This is a genomic window from Streptomyces sp. NPDC005728 (assembly GCF_040630895.1).
Taxonomy (GTDB): domain Bacteria; phylum Actinomycetota; class Actinomycetes; order Streptomycetales; family Streptomycetaceae; genus Streptomyces.
In genome coordinates this window covers 1-16,651 of record NZ_JBEXYL010000059.1, presented here as the reverse complement: position 1 = coordinate 16,651, position 16,651 = coordinate 1, and the positions used below count along the sequence as shown (strand labels likewise).

Annotated in this window: 13 protein-coding genes, 1 tRNA gene and 2 pseudogenes; 11 read left to right on the top strand and 5 right to left on the bottom strand. The window is 68.3% G+C overall.

Features of this window, described 5'->3' with window-relative positions:
- Window positions 1-290 precede the first annotated feature (290 nt).
- The 3 genes from ABZ471_RS31460 to ABZ471_RS31450 all read left to right on the top strand — a co-directional run bounded on the left by ABZ471_RS31460 (window position 291) and on the right by ABZ471_RS31450 (window position 2,473).
- Window positions 291-890: a hypothetical protein gene (locus ABZ471_RS31460; RefSeq protein ID WP_359071138.1), complete on the top strand. Its 600-nt coding sequence runs from the start codon at window positions 291-293 to the stop codon at window positions 888-890.
- A gap of 597 nt (window positions 891-1,487) precedes the next feature.
- A complete protein-coding gene (locus tag ABZ471_RS31455; RefSeq protein WP_359071136.1) occupies window positions 1,488-1,874 on the top strand; it encodes a hypothetical protein in 387 nt (128 codons plus the stop codon).
- Complete coding sequence (locus ABZ471_RS31450; protein WP_359071134.1) at window positions 1,871-2,473, top strand: pentapeptide repeat-containing protein; 603 nt, start codon at window positions 1,871-1,873, stop codon at window positions 2,471-2,473. Before ABZ471_RS31455 ends, ABZ471_RS31450 begins: the two co-directional genes overlap by 4 nt.
- Window positions 2,474-2,486: 13 nt before the next feature.
- On the opposite strand, the gene ABZ471_RS31445 is transcribed toward ABZ471_RS31450, so the two are convergent.
- A tRNA-OTHER gene (locus ABZ471_RS31445) sits at window positions 2,487-2,573 on the bottom strand.
- A 142-nt stretch (window positions 2,574-2,715) separates the two neighbouring features.
- On the opposite strand from ABZ471_RS31445, the gene ABZ471_RS31440 reads away from it, so the two are divergent.
- The 4 genes from ABZ471_RS31440 to ABZ471_RS31425 all read left to right on the top strand — a co-directional run bounded on the left by ABZ471_RS31440 (window position 2,716) and on the right by ABZ471_RS31425 (window position 8,137).
- A complete protein-coding gene (locus ABZ471_RS31440) occupies window positions 2,716-4,905 on the top strand; it encodes a tetratricopeptide repeat protein (RefSeq protein WP_359071132.1) in 2,190 nt (729 codons plus the stop codon).
- A gap of 689 nt (window positions 4,906-5,594) precedes the next feature.
- The gene (locus tag ABZ471_RS31435; RefSeq protein WP_359071131.1) at window positions 5,595-6,719 is read left to right on the top strand and encodes an IS630 family transposase; all 1,125 of its coding nucleotides are present in this window, start codon (window positions 5,595-5,597) and stop codon (window positions 6,717-6,719) included.
- Window positions 6,720-6,758: 39 nt separating this feature from the next.
- Window positions 6,759-7,712 carry an FAD-dependent oxidoreductase gene (locus tag ABZ471_RS31430; RefSeq protein ID WP_359071129.1) on the top strand — a complete coding sequence of 318 codons (954 nt, stop codon included), beginning with the start codon at window positions 6,759-6,761 and terminating at the stop codon, window positions 7,710-7,712.
- A 26-nt stretch (window positions 7,713-7,738) separates the two neighbouring features.
- Complete coding sequence (locus tag ABZ471_RS31425) at window positions 7,739-8,137, top strand: NUDIX hydrolase (RefSeq protein WP_359071128.1); 399 nt, start codon at window positions 7,739-7,741, stop codon at window positions 8,135-8,137.
- 110 nt (window positions 8,138-8,247) lie between these two features.
- Here the strand turns inward: ABZ471_RS31425 and ABZ471_RS31420 are convergent, their stop codons facing one another.
- The 4 genes and pseudogenes from ABZ471_RS31420 to ABZ471_RS31405 form a co-directional block, all read right to left on the bottom strand.
- Window positions 8,248-8,952, bottom strand: a complete 705-nt coding sequence (locus tag ABZ471_RS31420) for a nucleotidyltransferase domain-containing protein (protein ID WP_359071126.1) — start codon at window positions 8,950-8,952, stop codon at window positions 8,248-8,250.
- Window positions 8,953-9,192: 240 nt separating this feature from the next.
- Window positions 9,193-10,374, bottom strand: a pseudogene (locus tag ABZ471_RS31415) (IS3 family transposase).
- A 308-nt stretch (window positions 10,375-10,682) separates the two neighbouring features.
- Window positions 10,683-10,808: a hypothetical protein gene (locus ABZ471_RS31410; protein WP_359071125.1), complete on the bottom strand. Its 126-nt coding sequence runs from the start codon at window positions 10,806-10,808 to the stop codon at window positions 10,683-10,685.
- Between the two features lie 5 nt (window positions 10,809-10,813).
- Entirely contained in the window at window positions 10,814-11,065 is a 252-nt protein-coding gene (locus ABZ471_RS31405) for a hypothetical protein (RefSeq protein ID WP_359071124.1), read from the bottom strand.
- Window positions 11,066-12,418: 1,353 nt separating this feature from the next.
- On the opposite strand from ABZ471_RS31405, the gene ABZ471_RS31400 reads away from it, so the two are divergent.
- The 4 genes and pseudogenes from ABZ471_RS31400 (at window position 12,419) to ABZ471_RS31385 (ending at window position 16,061) form a co-directional block, all read left to right on the top strand.
- Window positions 12,419-13,816, top strand: coding sequence for a replication-relaxation family protein (locus ABZ471_RS31400; RefSeq protein ID WP_359071123.1), 1,398 nt, complete (start codon window positions 12,419-12,421; stop codon window positions 13,814-13,816).
- A gap of 90 nt (window positions 13,817-13,906) precedes the next feature.
- Window positions 13,907-14,203, top strand: a complete 297-nt coding sequence (locus ABZ471_RS31395; RefSeq protein WP_359071121.1) for a hypothetical protein — start codon at window positions 13,907-13,909, stop codon at window positions 14,201-14,203.
- Between the two features lie 50 nt (window positions 14,204-14,253).
- Complete coding sequence (locus tag ABZ471_RS31390) at window positions 14,254-14,442, top strand: hypothetical protein (protein ID WP_359071120.1); 189 nt, start codon at window positions 14,254-14,256, stop codon at window positions 14,440-14,442.
- Window positions 14,443-15,206: 764 nt separating this feature from the next.
- A pseudogene (locus tag ABZ471_RS31385) lies at window positions 15,207-16,061 on the top strand (DUF4041 domain-containing protein).
- Window positions 16,062-16,651 lie beyond the last annotated feature (590 nt).

The window sequence follows — 16,651 nt, the reverse complement described above, 5'->3', positions numbered from 1 at the left end:
CGCGGGAAACCCGCCTGACCTGCATGGACGGTCATGAGGTCACGGCTCATCGCTCACTCCGTACACATGTCGTCCACCGGGCGCCCGGAGTGAGTCGCTCCGCTCAGGTTTCCGACCCCCGTGAGGACTCGTGCACCCTCCGCATGGGAAGACCACGCGCATGGCCCCCCCCATCACCGCGACGCTCATTTCCACGCCCGTCGCCCTCTTTGCCGCTGCCAGTCGACTCAGGCCGTCACGGCTCCGCAACATCCACGGCAGCCCGCCGGCCGCGTGGACATCCTGAGCCGGTGCACATCGACATCAATGCCCTGATCAATACCGCGGGCACACTCGCGGCCGTCGCACTCGGTGCTGGGCTGACCGCCCGTATCAACTCCCGGGCGACCGCCCGTGCCGAAGCCAAAGCCGAATGCGATGCCCTCGGCGCTCAGTTCGACGCCATGCTCCTCGCCGTCGCCGGACTCCGCGCAGCCGTCGAAGCAGACCACGTCCTGTGGAGCGGCTGGAAGGAGCAGGCACGCACTTTCCTCCTGGCGACGGTGACCGGACTCGCCCCAGCCGCGTTCGTCAGGGGCTCCGACCGCCGAGAGATCGCCGCCGCCCTCGGAGGCGCAGGCTGGTTCCTGGCCCACGAGCGACACCAGTCGAGGACGGCCTCCGCCAGCATCACACCGAAGCTGGAAGCTGCCGCCGCTCCGCTCCAGCGACACCCCAGCGCCGAAGTGGTGGAGGCTACCGACAGGCTCGTGACGGCTGTCTTCAGCTACCACGAGACCCGTGACCCCCGGCAGCTTGAAGCAGCCGCCGCTGGCTTCGGGACCGCGGTGCGCGCTGTCCTCCACCCGCCCACTCGGCGCCGTCTTCCCTGGCGCCGCAGGGAGCAGTAGCCGGTGAACGTACCCTGAGCGTGAGCCCCAGCGAAGAAGAGGCCGAGGCACTCCGCCCAGCCTGGCCGGAGGCCCAGAGCATGGACGACGGTTGGCTGAAGGACGGCAGTTCCCTCGCCGAAGCCCCGCACCGGTGACATCAAGTAGCTCCCAAGCGCGAATCCAGAAGGGAACTCCATGAAGACCCTGAGGTGGATCCTCCAGGAGTTCACGTTCAAGGGGCTGTTGCTCATCCCGGTGGCCCTTCTGGCGTGCGCCGCGTTCGCTGCGGTGGTCATGCTGGTCTCAGCAGACGGCGGGCGGGTAAGGCCAGCGGACTCACCTAGCCCCACTACATCTGCCACTCGGTGGGAGTGTGCGCAGGATCCCGAGACAGGAGATGTCGGCGACTGCTGGGTGCTGAGCACGCCGTAGCCCAGCAGCTACCGCCGCCCGGGCACGCTGAACACGTGAGTGCCGTTCGTGCCGGACGTGACGGCCAGCCCCTCGTCACCACCACCCAGGCCGCCTGATCGCACGGCTCCGTGAACCTCAACTTCGGCTCTGAACGGAGGCGTTCTGCGATTGAGGGACGGCGAGCGACGGCATGCTGCTCGCATGAACCCGAAGACGAAGCGGATCGTGCTCGCCGTCACCCTTGTCGTGGTGGTCATCGGGTACGCGCTGCTGCTGTGGCGTGGCCCCTGGTGGATCGACGGCGCCCACCTCCGCACGAAGAACCTCCAGCCCGCCGACGGCGTCGTCATCACCGGCTTCCGCACCATGCTCGTTGCCCTTGGTGCTGGAGCCGTCGCCGCTCTCGGTTTGCACTACACGCACCGGAGTCATCGGCAGCTGAGAAGTTGTATGAACACAGCCAAGAGCAATTCGCGCATGCCAGAGAGAAGGACCGAGGGCAGACCGAACTCACCCGCGAAAGCCAAGTCACTGAGCGGTACGTTGAGGCGATCAAGCTTCTGTCGACACCAGGTGACGACGGCATGATGGCCAGGCTGGGAGGTATCTACTCCCTCGAACGCATCATGCGGGACTCGAAGAAGGATCACGAGACAGCGATCCAGGTGCTCGCGGCCTTCGTCCGCAAGTATGCGCCAGCCCCTGACCCCGACCTTCCGCGTCCCGACGAACGGGACGTCCCAATGCCAGCGCCGAAGGACGACGTACAGGCCGCCTTCACCGTACTCCTGCGGCGTCCTACCAGGGAGGAGAAACAATCACTGGACCTGTCGTTCACGGACCTTAGGCGTGCCGATCTGTCTGGCGGGTATCTGCGGGGTGCCGACCTGACTGGCGCCGCACTAGACCGTGCCGACCTCTCTGGTGCGGTCCTCGCCTTCGCCCATCTGGCTGCCGTCGACTTCGCCGATGCCAAGCTGACGAACGCGGACCTGCGGGGCGCAGACCTCGTTGGCGATCGTCTTGCCGCGCAGATCTCGTTGGAACAGCTCCTTGAGACTGAGTTCGACGCGTCAACAAAACTGCCCTTGCATCTTGAGCAGCACCCGCAGGTCGAACGGGCCCCAGTCAAGAACATCCGGGTCTTCTCAAGGAACAGGCAGTTGCCCGATCATCCGCATGTATGACGAAGGCCCCGTGTGGCGGCGCCAGGATTCGAACCTGGGAAGGCTGAGCCGGCAGATTTACAGCGGGCTAAGTCCGCTATCCGTGACCTGCAGGTTTGCCTCTGCGTGCCGCGTCTGGGGGATGCCTGGGGGAATCGGCGTCTGTTCCAGGTCTGCTCTGTGTCGCGAACAGCCGGTGGCCGGGGCAAGCGCGCAGGTACGGTCGGGGTGCTGGATTCCGGCCGTGTTCGAGGGGGCTTTTGGTGGCGGGCGGGGAGGCGCGGTACGGCGCCGAGGGCGGAGACCACGTCGACTTCCGCGATGGCGTGTTCACCGGTCCGGTCACGGGCAAGGGCGACCATCACCACTACTACGGGGCCCGGCGGGCCGCGGCCGGGTGGCTGCATCAGGTGGGGGTGATCCCGCCACGGGCGGGCTGCTTCCAAACCCGGGCGGAAGTGGTGCGGCTGAGTGAAGCACTCACGGGTGGACGGGCCGCGGTCCTGGTGGGGCAGGACACGGTGCGCGGGCAGGTGCTGGCCGGTATGGGTGGGGTGGGCAAGACGCAGCTGGCCGCCGACTATGCCCGCACGGCCTGGCGGGCCGGTGAGCTGGATGTGTTGGTGTGGATCACCGCGAGCAACGCCACCGCAGCCGCGTCCGGGTATGCGCAGGCCGCCGTGGAACTCCTGGGCGCCGACCCCGCGGACCGGGAGACGGCAGCCCGCGCGTTCTTGGCCTGGCTGGAACCCAAGGCGAACGCGACGCCGTGCCGGTGGCTGGTCGTCCTCGACGACGTCACCGACCCCGCCGACCTGAACGGGCTGTGGCCGCCGGCCGGCCCGCACGGCCGGACCCTGGTCACCACCCGCCGTCAGGACGCCGCCCTGGCCGGCCGTCTGATCAAGGTCGGACTGTTCACCGAGGCCGAATCCCTCGCCTACCTCACCTCCGCACTGGGCGCCCGTAACCGCCACGAGCCCGACGAACAACTCAGCGCGCTCGCCCAGGACTTAGGACACCTGCCGCTCGCGCTGTCGCAAGCCGCTGCCTACCTCATCGACGCCGGCATCAGCGCCGCCGCCTACCGAGCTCGGCTGGCCGACCGTAGCGCCTCTCTCGCGGATGCCGCTCCCGAGGTCCTGCCCGACGGTCAGGCCCAGACCGCGGCGGCGGCCTGGTCGCTCTCCGTGGACCGTGCCGACAGCCTGCGCCCGGTGGGCCTGGCCCGCCCGATGCTCCAGCTCGCCGCGTTCCTCAGCCCCAACGGCATCCCCGAAGCCGTTCTGGCCAGCGCGCCCGCCCTCGACCACCTGACCCGGCACCGCAAGACTCCCGTGTCTGTCACTGCGGCCGAGGCGGTCGGTGCTCTGCGGGCGCTGGATCGGCTCAGCCTCATCGACCACACCCCCGCCACCCCACACCAAGCCGTCCGCGTCCACCAGCTCATCCAGCGCGCCGCCCGTGACACGCTCACCCCCGACCAGCACGACCGACTCGCCCGCACCACCGCCAGCGCCCTCACCGCCGCCTGGCCCGCCATCGAACGCGACACCGAACTCGCCCAGGCCCTGCGCGCCAACGCCACCACCCTCACCCGCACCGCCGAAGATGCCCTGTACCAGCCCGACGCGCACGCGGTGCTGTACCTGGCCGGACGAAGCCTCGGCGAAGCGGGCCAGGTCACCGCCGCCACAGCCCACTTCCATCACCTGACCGAGACCACCGGCCACCGCCTCGGCCCCGACCACCTAGACACCCTGGCCGCCCGCCACGACCACGCCTACTGGCGGGGGGAGGCGGGAGACCCGGCCGGCGCCGCAGCCGCATTCGAGCAGCTGCTAGCCGACCAGCTGCGGGTGCAAGGTGAGGACCACCCCTACACCCTGGCCACCCGCAACGACCTCGCCCGATGGCGGGGGGAGGCGGGAGACGTCGCCGGTGCCGCAGCCGCGTTCGAGCAGGTGCTAGCCGACCAGCTGCGGGTGCAAGGTGAGGACCACCGCCACACGCTGACCGCCCGCAACAACCTCGCCTACTGCAGGGGGGAGACGGGAGATGCGGCCGGTGCCGTAGCCGCGTTCGAGCAGCTGCTGGCCGATCGAGTTCGGGTGCTGGGTGAGGACCACCCCGAGACCCTGATCACCCGCAGCAACCTCGCCCATTGGAGGGGGGAGACGGGAGATGCGGCCGGTGCCGTAGCCGCGTACGAGCAGCTGCTGGCCGACCGGCTACGGGTGCAGGGTGAGGACCACCCCGAGACCCTGATCACCCGCCACAACCTCGCCTACAGGCGGGGGGAGACGGGAGATGCGGCCGGTGCCGTAGCCGCGTTCGAGCAGCTGCTGGCCGACCGGCTGCGAGTACTGGGGGAGGACCACCCCCGCACCCTGGCCACCCGCAACAGCCTCGCCTACTGGCGGGGGAAGGCGGGAGAGACACCCCATGCCTGAAGGCCGACGGGATCCGACGCCGTCCCCGGGCCTGACGGGCTCGTCGCATGGGTTGCGGGGTATTGGCGTACGCCTACGGTCCCGTTGCCCTCCACGGATGCCGCTCCGCACCGCCTTGCACTACGGCGGTTTTCAAGGCGTTGGGGCATCGCACTGGCCCCGCTCTCTGATCTGCACTGATGCCACAAACTATCTGTGGGATAGGTACGTTGGCCCACAGATGGCCCACAGATGGCCCACAGCGCGGACGGCGAACCTAACGGGGAGCACCGTTCGACCGTCCGTCTTCAGGCAGAACGCGCACGGCTGGATGGCGATGCGCCGCTTCCCGGTATTCACGCTTTCCAAGTCTGTTGGTGCCTTGCTGGGCGGCATGCAGGGCCGTTCAACTGCGTCACATGGGCGTGTGATGGCTGATATGACCTCTAGTGTGATGCGCCAGAAATCCTGATGGTTAGTAAGTACCCTGTTGTCATGTCGCATTCGGGGCCTTCTGCTGTGGCGATCACATTGTCCGAGGCCGAGCGCGCCGAGTTGGTGCGCCGGACGAAAATGCCGCACCGGCGCTCGGCCGAGAAGGCCCGCATCATCCTGGCGTGTGCTGACGGCATGTCAAACGCGGGTGTCGCACGGCTCGTCGGTAGGCCAAGACGGTCAGCAAGTGGCGTCGGGCTTTCGCCGCAGAGCGGATGGCTGGGCTTGAGGACGCCGGCTGGATCGGCCGGCCGAAGGCCGACCTGATCCTCGACGATGCCGAGCGCAGGCAGCTGCAGCAGTGGGCGCGGCAGGCCAAGACCGCCCAGTTCCTCGCGTTACGGGCCAAGATCGTGCTGCGCTGCGCGGAGGGCGGGACGAACCAGCAGGCTGCGGCCGACCTCGGCATCGACAGGTCGACCGTGGACCGCTGGCGGGCCCGGTTCATCGCAAAACGCCTCGATGGTCTGCATGACGAGCCGCGCTCGGGTCGGCCGCCTTCGATCCTCCTCGACCAGGTCGAGGAGGTCGTCGTGGCCACCCTGGAGTCGGTCCCGGGCCAGGACACGCACTGGTCGCGGGCCTCGATGGCCCAGCGCACTGGCCTGTCGAAGTCGACGATCGGGCGAATCTGGAAGCGGTTCGACCTCAAGCCCCACCTGCAGGACTCCTTCAAGCTGTCCACTGATCCGCAGTTCGTCGCCAAGGTCGTCGACGTTGTCGGCCTGTACCATCACCCGCCCGAGAAGGCGGTCGTGCTCTGTGTGGACGAGAAGAGCCAGATCCAGGCGCTGGACCGGTCCCAGCCGGTGCTGCCGATGATGCCGGGCATGCCCGAACGGCGTACCCACGACTATTACCGGCACGGCATCACCAGTCTGTTCGCCGCCTTCAACATCGCCGACGGCACCGTCATATCGGCACTGCACCGCCGCCACCGGGCGATTGAGTTCAAGAAGTTCCTGATCCGGATCGACAAGGCGGTGCCCGCCGGGCTCGACGTGCACCTCGTCTGTGACAACTACGCCACCCACAACACCGCCGAGATCAGGACGTGGCTCGGCAAACACCCTCGCTTCCACGTCCATTTCACCCCCACCGGCTCCTCTTGGATGAACCAGGTGGAGCGGTGGTTCGGCCTGCTGACCGACAAGTTCATCCGCCGCGGCGTCCACACCTCCGTGAAGGCACTGGAGGACGACATCACTGCGTGGATCAGCACCTGGAATGACAACCCGCGGCCCTTCACCTGGACCAAGACAGCCGACGAGATCCTCAACTCCCTCGCCGACTACCTCACCAAAGTCGGAACCACCGGCCAGAAAACAGAGCAGAACTAACCCTCAGAATTTCTGGCGCATCACACTAGGGTCAAAGCCATGACCGCAGGGGAGCGCGTTGTCGTTGTCGGGGCTGGGGTGGCAGGGCTCACCACCGCCGTCGTTCTCGCCGAGGCCGGGGTGTCGGTGCACGTGATCGCCGAGCAGGTGCCTGGTGTCACGTCGCTGGCGGCCGGGGCGATGTGGGGTCCGTACCTGGTCGAGCCGAAGGACAAGGTCGAGCAGTGGGGACAACGGTCCCTGGAGATCTTCCGGGAGCTGGCCGAGGACGCGACGACAGGCGTCCGGCCGACCAGTGGTATCGATGCGTCCCGCACGGCCGAGGCCCCGCCCGAGTGGGCCACGACCCTGCCGGGCTTCCGGCCGTGCGAGCTTGCCGAACTCCCGGCCGGGTTCACGGCGGGCTACCGGTTTACCGTGCCGCTGATCGACATGCCCATCTACCTCGACTACCTCATGCGCCGGCTGCACCATGCCGGGGGAGCGATCGAGCGGCGACGGCTGGTCTCGCTCGCGGATGCCGGTCCGGCTTCGGTGATCGTCAACTGTGCGGGCCTCGGTGCACGCGACCTGGTCCCGGACGCTGACCTCCGGCCCATCCGCGGTCAGCACGTCGTCGTCACTAACCCGGGGCTGACCGAGTTCTTCTCAGAGGACGCCGGCCTCTCGCCGGATCTGCTGTGCTTCTACCCCCACGGCGACACCGTCGTCCTGGGCGGCACAGCGATCGACGGTGAGGGCGACCTTGCCCCCGACGACAAGGCGGCGGCCGGCATCCTCGCCCGCTGCGCCGAGGTCGAACCCCGCCTCGGTGAGGCCCGCGTCCTGGAGCACCGGATCGGCGCTCGACCGACCCGCGCCACGATCCGTGTGGAGAGCGACCGGTGGGAGGACGGCACCGTGGTCGTGCACAACTACGGGCACGGGGGCTCCGGCGTCACGCTGTCGTGGGGGTGCGCCGAGGAGACTCGGACGTTGCTCGCCACCAAGTGATCCGATCTCTCGGAGGAACAGACGTTGTGGCAGAACAGCCGGGCGTAGCCGCAGCCGTCATCGTTCACGGGAGACGTGTACTGCTGGTGCGGCGCCGTGTCAGCGAAGGCTCGCTCTCCTGGCAGTTCCCGGCCGGCAAGGTCGAACCTGGTGAGACTCGAGAAGACGCGGCCGTGCGTGAAACGCAGGAGGAGACCGGCCTGGCTGTGGCGGCTGTGACGATGCTCGGCGAGCGGGTTCATCCGGAGACGGGTCGGGTGATGTCGTACGTCGCCTGCGATGTGATGAGTGGCACGGCCCACATCGCCGCCCCCGACGAACTGGCCGAACTTGCCTGGGTGACCCGTGGAGAGATCACTCAGTATGTGCCCGCTGGGCTGTTCGAGCCCGTGCGGGACTACCTCGACGGAGCCCTGCCCTCCTGAGATCCGGTGCTCGCGACTGGCGGCCTGGGCCACCGAGCTTCTCACTCACAGTTGTCGGTCAAGTCGGTGAAACCCATGGGGCGTTGGCCGCCTCCGCCGTGCGCGATCGTTCAGGGAGTGCCGGTACGCCGGTAGCCGACCCACAACCGGCCGCCTGCCTGTTCGAGCACCTCGTCCGCAACGGTCACGAGTGGCTCCACCCGCCCGCTCAGTACCTCGCGGAGACCGTGGTGCAGGCGCGTGCTGAGTCCCGGGGTGGTCGTCTCAAGACGGCGTGCCAGCCACTTCCCTCCTCCGCTCCACGAACCGCCGATGGCCAGCGCCAGCTCGCCGGTGCGTCGGACCAGCTCGGTGGCGATGAACAGACGCTCGCTCTGGTCGTTGCTTCCCGCGAGGTCGTCGAGGAGGTCGCTGATCGCGTAGCGGCGGTCCTCGATCTCTTCCGCTGGCACCGGCGGCGGTCCTGCGGTGGTCAGCTTCCGGGCTTCTGCGGCGAGGCGCGCTCCGAGCCCATCGGTGTCGAAGAGCAGCAACCCGTCGGCACACATCCACAGCAGTGGTGACCGGCGCTTGCGTCGTTCCCGTTCGACGTAGGCGTGCCACGTCGCCTCGGTGTGCACAAACATCTCCACCGGCCAGCTGGCGTACTGGAGGCTTGCCCGGTACGGGGCTGGGGCGCCGTGGAGCAGCACCACGATGTCCAGGTCCGACGTCGCCGTGCGTCGGCCTGTCACGACGCTGCCTCCCAGGAACGCGGCTTGCGCGTTGGGGTGATGTTCCTCTACGACGGCGCGTGCGGCCTCGATCGCATCCATGTGGCAACTATCAGCACTGTCCCCACCGCACGCACACCGTTTCTCCCGGTAGGGCTGCGGCGGCTTGCGCCCCTCATCCCAGTTGTCCTCTGCCGTCCAATCGAGTCGTTTGACAGTGAATCTAGTCGTGCGAGGTGAGCACGCTCCTGCGTGCAGGGGCGTTACCTGCGACGCCGGATCGTTTAAGGCGCAGACTGCCGAAGGTCTCGGGGCCTTCCCCGTGATCGTGGACACCGGTTTTCATGCGGCGGTGGCCAGCGTAGTTGATCGCTGTTCGTAGGTGATCGGGCTGATCTGGCCGAGGCGGGAGTGCCGTCGGCGGGTGTTGTAGCGGATCGCCCAGCGGAAGACCGCGAGGCGGGCCTCGCTGGCCCCGTTCCACCGCTTGCGGCCCTGGAGCGTCTCGCGCTTCATGGTCGCGTTCAGACTCTCCGCGGCGGCGTTGTCCGCACTTGTGCCGACCGCGCCGCGCGATCTGGTCACGCCCAGTTCCGAGCAGACCTGGGCGAACTCCTTCGACACATATTGCCGCTCCGTTGTCGCTGTGAAATATCGCCCCGCGCAGACCGTCCCCGCCGCGGGCCCTCGCTGCGGCCCTGAGCGCGTCGGTGACCAGCGAGGTCCGCATGTGGTCGGCGATCGACCAGCCAGTCAGGCGTTTTGAGCACAGGTCCAACACCGTGGCCAGATAGAGGAATTGGCCGTTGCCGATCGGGAGATAGGTGATGTCTCCCACGTACTTGGTATTCGGCTCCTGGGCAGCAAAGTCCCGCTGGAGCAGGTCCGGCACCGGTGTCGCCGACGGCTCGGGAATGGTGGTGCGGACCTTCTTGCGCAGGTGCAGCCCGACGATGTGGAACTTGCGCATGACGCGCTCGACCCGCTTGTGATTGACCGGCCTACCGGCCTCCTTCAGCTCGGCGGTTACGCGCGGAACCCCATAGGTGCCGTCCGATTCCTGATGGATCCGGTTGATGAGCTCGGCGAGCTCGGCATCCGCCCTCGCCCGGCCGGCCCGCGCGGATGCGCCGGCCAGCCACCGGTAGAAGCCGGAACGCGAGACCGCGAGTATCCGGCACAGCCGCTTGACGCCGAAGGCGCCACGGTGATCCTCGACGAACCGGAAGCTGCTGCTCACCAACTGGTCTCCGCCGCAAAATACTTCGCGGCCCTCCGCAGGATCTCCCGCTCGAGCCCGAGTTCCTTCACCCGCGCCCGCAGCTGCCGGTTCTCCTTCTCCATCGCGGTGGCCTCCACCGCCCCGGGCCGGGCGGGTTGCTCGGCATCCCGCACCCACGTGCGGAGCGTCTCGTGGTTGACGCCCAGGTCCTTGGCCACCGACGCGTACGTCCCACCCGGGCTCGAGTGGTACAGCGCGACGGCATCGGCCCGGAACTCAGGCGAGTACTTCGACCTCCCCAACGGGAACTCCAGTCCTATGGATCCTCACGATCCAATGATCAAGGTGTCCACGCTCAAGGGGAAACGCCCGCCGCCGCCCCCTCGACAGCGGACACCTGCTGCACCGTGACCGTCGTGTACGGGGCGGGGGAGATCGCCGACAGCTTCACCTGGGCGCGAGGTAGCGGTCGACCTCCCCGGCACTGGTCGGTACGCGGAGAGGAACTCCCCGGCGGCGGACGACAGATCACCCTCTGGGACACTCACGCCGTACGACGACGTCGGCACTTCGGCCCGAGCCGGGCCAGCCACCACACCAGGCGCACCGGTCAGGCGAACGTGGCGCCTGTGTGGTCGGTGGCCACCGGCACGGCGTAGTAGCGCACCGATCCGTCGGTGCGCTGCGCAGCCGCCGTCACCGACCACGTGCCGCCCTCCCGCTGCGCACCGCGCACACCGACTACGGCCTCGGCTGCGCACCCGCGGCCGGCAATTCGACATCCGGCGCCATCGACTGCGCAAGCCGCGCCTGCACACTCGTGGCTTCATCCGCGCTGCTGCGCAGCCACGCGTTGACGAACAACTGCGCATAGCCTGCCGGGTTGGCGGCGGTCGCCGTGGTGCGCACGGCGGTGGGCTTGGCGGGGGTGGCGGCCTCGACGGTCGTCGGGGTGGAGGTGACGGCGACGCCCAAGGCGATGGAGCCGGCCACGATTGCGGTCAGAACGGCCAGGCGCGAGAGAGGCGGACACGGCGACGCATCGCCTCCTGCCGGGCGCCCGCGGCCATCGGAGCAGCGGCCTCGCTCTAGGAGAGCCTGTTTGCCACGAGACATGGTCAAACTCCCAGGTCAAGTCAGATGTTGCTGACCTTGAGAAAACCCGCCGACCCCGACCACGAGACCCCTACCACAGTCGTGATGGGGATACGAGGCTCATGGTTGGGGTCGTGGACGGCCCAACCACAGGCCCGACCATGGGTCGGTCGAGCGTTGGCGAGAGCCCAGTCGCGTCCCGGCCGAAGACGGCGTCCAGGCCGTCATGCCGTCCGGCGACCGGCCCCCGCACACTGATGCGCACACGGACGCAGCCCGGGTCGTGGCAGGCGTCTGCGCATCGCTGCACCCTGACCTGCGCAACGGGGACGTCCGGCGCCACGGGCCGCACTGCGCATCCGCTTCGCGCAATCCGACTGCGAACGATCCTCGATCGGTTGCGCAGCCCCGTTGCGCACCGCCCGTTCGGGGGTGCGCAATCGGGCTGCGCACCATGGGCATGCCGGGGCCTGGAGGCCGTGGTCGGCCCGACCATGCCAGCTGGGCGGGTGCGTTGCCGGATCGTGACCGATGGTCGGGGCTGGTGGCCGTCAGCCGGGTCGGGGTCGGTGGTGAGCTGACGGCATGAATCCCACATACGCCCCCGCCTCTGACTCCACCGGCCGCCCCAATCCGGTGGGCGTGGGATGCCTTGACCGACGGGCGCGGTTCGCTGCGTCGGGGGCAGGCCCGGACGGAGAAGGGGTTGCTGTCGATCCGGCCGCGGCGGAACGCTGTGAGTAGACCGTGGTCAAGGGGTGCTTGGGCAGGGTGGCATCCAGTCCCGCACGCGTCCGTTGCGCGCGGGACTGGACGATCACCCGCCCACCCGCCCCTGGTGTCGGAGAATGCGAGGACACCGTGCCCGCAGCCCAACCTGCCGCCCCTTCCCACGGGCGACGTCGCCCGGGATCCTGGGGCCTGGCGCGCCACGACTTCGCCGCTCGGCCCGCACCGACCGCACCTGGCCGGGGGGCGTGGGTAAGCCCTGGTGAGCTCCTGCCGTCGGCGCTTGCGTTCCCACTGCCGAAGCCACTTCCGTGCCCGGCACCCACAGGCCCCGCATTCCCGCAGCTCACCACGGATTTCCGGGTCCGCGCCGGATCGTCACAACCCTCTTCTCTCCGCTTGTTCTTGAGTTGGTTGTCGGTGGTGGAGGAGATCATCGGGTTCGGGGGGCCCGGTCCCCTCCACGGCCGGGGGCCGGCGCCCGGCCGCTGGCCGGTCGCGGACGACGGGAGGGCGAGCCTGATGGCGGGCAAGCGGAAGGCGAACGAGGCGGGATCGACCAACGACCTGCGCGGCGATGTGCTGCGCGTGCTCGGGGTGCTGAAGGTCGCCACCGCCGACCAGATCCAGCGGCTGTCCTCGCCGCACCTGACCTACCGGCACACCCTGAAGAAGACGGCGGCCCAGCAGAAGGAAGCACGCACCGCATCCCACCGCGGTGCGGCGAACGACCTGCGGCGCCATGGTCTGTCGGTCGACGGCGGCCGTACCCGAGGCGGTGAAGAGGTCAGGCTGCTCACCGCGGCCGGTCTGGGCGCCGCCGCGATCGACCTGGACCGCGCGCCGGAAGAGATGGGCGGCATACCCAAGGGCGCGGGCCGCTCCGGTGCCTCGCACCCTATGACGGTGAACGAGACGGTCATCGCGATGATCCGACCGAAGCCCGACATGGACCTGGTGGCGGGGGAGCCGGCCGAAGCGGTCGCCGCCGCGCAGGCCGCCGCCCGTGCCCTGGACGGGATCGGCACCATCACCTCCTACGCCACCGAGGTCGCGCTCCCAGCGACCGGCACCTGGAAGAACCCCGGCATCGGCAGCGCCCGCGCCGACATCGTCCTTGTCGCTCCGGAGGCCGGGGTGCCGCTGCTCTTCATCGAAGCCGACAACTGCACCGAGGACGCCGCACTCATCGCCGCGAAGTTCGACAAGTACATGCGGTTCTTCAATCGGAAGGCGAAGGACACCGACGGCATCGAGAAGGCGATGTGGCAAACCCGTTGGTCCGCGCCCGACCTGGAGCTGTACGAGCGCGTGCACCCGCCGGTCCTGCTCGTCTTTCACCAGGTCGGCAGGCGCTCCGCAAAAACCCAGATACAGAAGGTCGCCGACCTCACCCGCCAGCACTGGCAAGGCACCTGGCACAGCACGGACGGCTTCCACTCCTATGACGGCCGCATCCCGATCGTGGCGACCACGCTGGAGCTACTGCGCGAGCACGGCCCGGCCGGGCCCGCGTTCTGGCGCTTCGGCCGCACTGAGCATCAGCCGCTGCTGGACGCGATCGGCAACCCCCGCCGGGACGCCGCCCTCCTCCGCCACCGCAACGCCGCACGCGAGCAGGAACGGCGCCACGCGGAGCAGGAAGCCGCAGCACGGGAGGCGCAGCGGCCGGTGTGCGCTGACTGTGGACGGAAGTTCACCGACGGCCGATGGGCCGCGGTCGATTGGCGGGACTGGGGCCAGCCGCGCGAGTCGCACCCGCACCTGTGCGGCGACTGCCAGAGCCGGGCCGTGGCAGCCCAGCAGCAGGCCGAAGCCGACGAACGCGAGCGCCAGGCGCAAGAACGCCTCCGACAGGAGGCAGAGGAACAGGCCGCTGCGCAGAAGGCCGACGGCTGGCTCTCCCGCTTCCGCACCTGACCCGGGCAAGCCTTCCGCCGGCAGTGCGGGCAAGCCCAAGGCAGCCCTGGGCAAGCCCGCGTTGTCGGTGGCGGCTGGAAGGCTGGATGGATGAACGGCAATGAGCAACTGCTGCGCGGCCGGGTGTACGGCTGCGACCACGACGCCCCCAACCCCGGCCCGCTCCCCGGGCAGACCTACGCCGCGCTCATAGGCGGACCGCTGGACGGGCTGCTGCTGGACATCACAGGATGGCGGCCCGAGGAAGTCGACGACGGCGTCGCTCTGTTTACCGAGCTGGGGCGGTGGCCCGGCGGACGGTCGCTGTACGACCCGCATCCCGGCGATCCGCGTACGCCTGGCCCCGGCGTGATGTGCCATTTCTATTACTCCGGCGACAGTCCCTGACCGCTGGCGCAGGCTCGCTGGGCGGGCCTGCCAGGGGCACGCTGGGAAGCGTGAACAGCGCGCCGATCGTCGTACACCCGCCCTCCCGCACGGATGGCCAGAGAGTCACCGTGCACTCCCCGGGCCGGGACGAGATCCTCGGCACCGCTTACAGCGATCACGATCTGGTGGTGTTCCTCGAGAGCGCGGGCATCCACGATCCCGAGAACATCCTGGACGACGACCGGTGGATCGAGTAGCGCGGCGGCGGCGCGCACCAGTGGAGTGCTGCCTGACCTGTCTGCATCGCCTGGGCGGGTGCCTGCGGGGCGTGGTCGGCCTGGTGGTCGCATCCACCCCATGGGCCCGACCACGGCAGGTCAGCCTGCGGCTGGCCCGTCAGCTGCGATTGGCTTGCTAGGACTTGCCCTCGGTCAGCTGGCTGCCGGAGTTCTCGATCCACAGCAGCGTCCATTCGACCCCGGCCGGCTACCCGGGTTCCGCGGCGACGTACCGTCCTTCTGCGTCGGCTCAGATGTTGGCGGCGAGGGTGCCCCTTCGGCCGACGCGCCGCCTTAACGGTGGCGTGGAAACGCCCAGGAACCCGTGCCGCGAGGGTCACCCAACGACCGTGATACCAGCCTCAAGAACAGTTTCGCATCCACGTAATTTGACGGACCGTATTCTGATCGACACGGGGTGTGGGCTCGTTGCCGGCCTGTGGGGACAGGCTGGGGTGGGGAGGCACGTTGCTGTACAGGTTCAATCCGCCGCCGGGTTGGCCGACTCCGCCTGCCGGGTGTACGCCACCGCCCGAATGGCGTCCGGACCCTTCTTGGCCGCCGCTTCAGGATGGGTGGCAGCTGTGGGTGCCCGATCCCATGCGCGACGCCAGTGCCGTCGGCGTCACTGATCCCACTGCGGTAGGGACGGATCGGCTCGCCATCGGCCAGACTGCGCCACCAGCGCAGCTGACCCCGGCGCCCGCCCCCACGTCAATGGGTCGGTGCGCGCAGGACGCAAGATGGTTCGGGACTTCTCCAAGCTCATGCTCAGGGCGTACAACGCCGACGCGGACTACGCAGTGCGGACCATGAAACCCCACCGCCTCACGTCGCTCGTCGATCGTTTGTATAAGAGCAGGGAGACCATCGCCAAACTCGGCGCGACCATGAACATCCGCATCTCCGACGCCTACCACGACGCCCGCGTGCGTGAGCTCCAGCTTACGGCGGACTCTCTACAGAAGAAGGAGGAGGAGAGGGAGGCCCAGCGGGAAATCCGGGCTCGCGAATGGGAAGAGGCGGCCGCTCAGAGGGAGTTGGACCGTGAGCGTGAGAAGCTGCAGAAAGAGCAGCGTCACTATCAGGCTGCCCTGGACCGGCTCCGGGTCCGCGGTGATGTCGACGCGGTAGCAGAGATGGAAGCGAAGCTGGCGGAAATTGAGCAGGCCCTCAGCTCCGTCGAAGCACGCGCCGCCAACATTCGAGCCGGCTACGTGTACGTGATCTCCAACATCGGCGCCTTCGGTGAGTGCATGGTCAAGATTGGCATGACTCGACGCCTGGAACCACTGGAACGTATCTATGAACTCAGTGGTGCCGCAGCTCCGTTCTGATTCGACGTCCACGCGCTGATCTTCAGCAAAGTCGCGGTTGGCCTGGAGTCGCAGCTTCACCAGGAGTTCGCGGAACATCGAGTCAACCGCGTCAACGCACGCAAGGAATTCTTCCGCGTCACCCCGTCCCAGGTGCGCGAAGCCCTGCAACGGTACGCCGGACAGCACCTCGTCGAGTTCACGGAGGAGCCCCAAGCCTTGGAATGGAGGGCCAGTAGGGCAAGCTGCCCTCCCTTCTCCGCAGCGAGGGCAATGACATAAAGAGGTTCACCCTCCCTGTCCGGGAGGCCCTTAGAAACAGCCAGGACCATGACGTGAGCGCTGCCGACATCCGTCACTGTTGAACGGCCAGGGCCAGGCGTTGGATTCGACGTTCAACAGGTCGCGCAGAGCTTCACATCTGGCTGACGGATCCGGCGAAGCGCGAAATAGGCCATGAAGCGGCTCGAGCTGCGCCGCATACGCTTGCCCACATCGGTGATTCCAACTCGGCCGCCGAATCAGCTGTTCGGGCGCGGGCGGACTGCTGGTTGATGCCAGGCCGTTGCCTACTGTAATTGCTTAGGATCTTCGCTCGGTGCTGCTCGGTGTCGGCCAGCGCAGTCGCTGGCGATGTCGGCGTCGTGCGCTGTGTCGACGTCGGCGCGACCTTCGTCGCCCACTCGAACCAGAGCGTGGGCCGCGCGGTCGGCGAGCTCTCCGGAGGTTGAAGGTTCTGACTACTATCCGACGCAGCAGATGCTGGTTTACGCCGAGCTAGAGATCTTTAACGGTGCGGGTTACGCGGGGGCGTGACGGCTGTCGTTGGTCGCGCTATGCCGGGGGTATGAGGTATCCCGATGGGGGTGGGT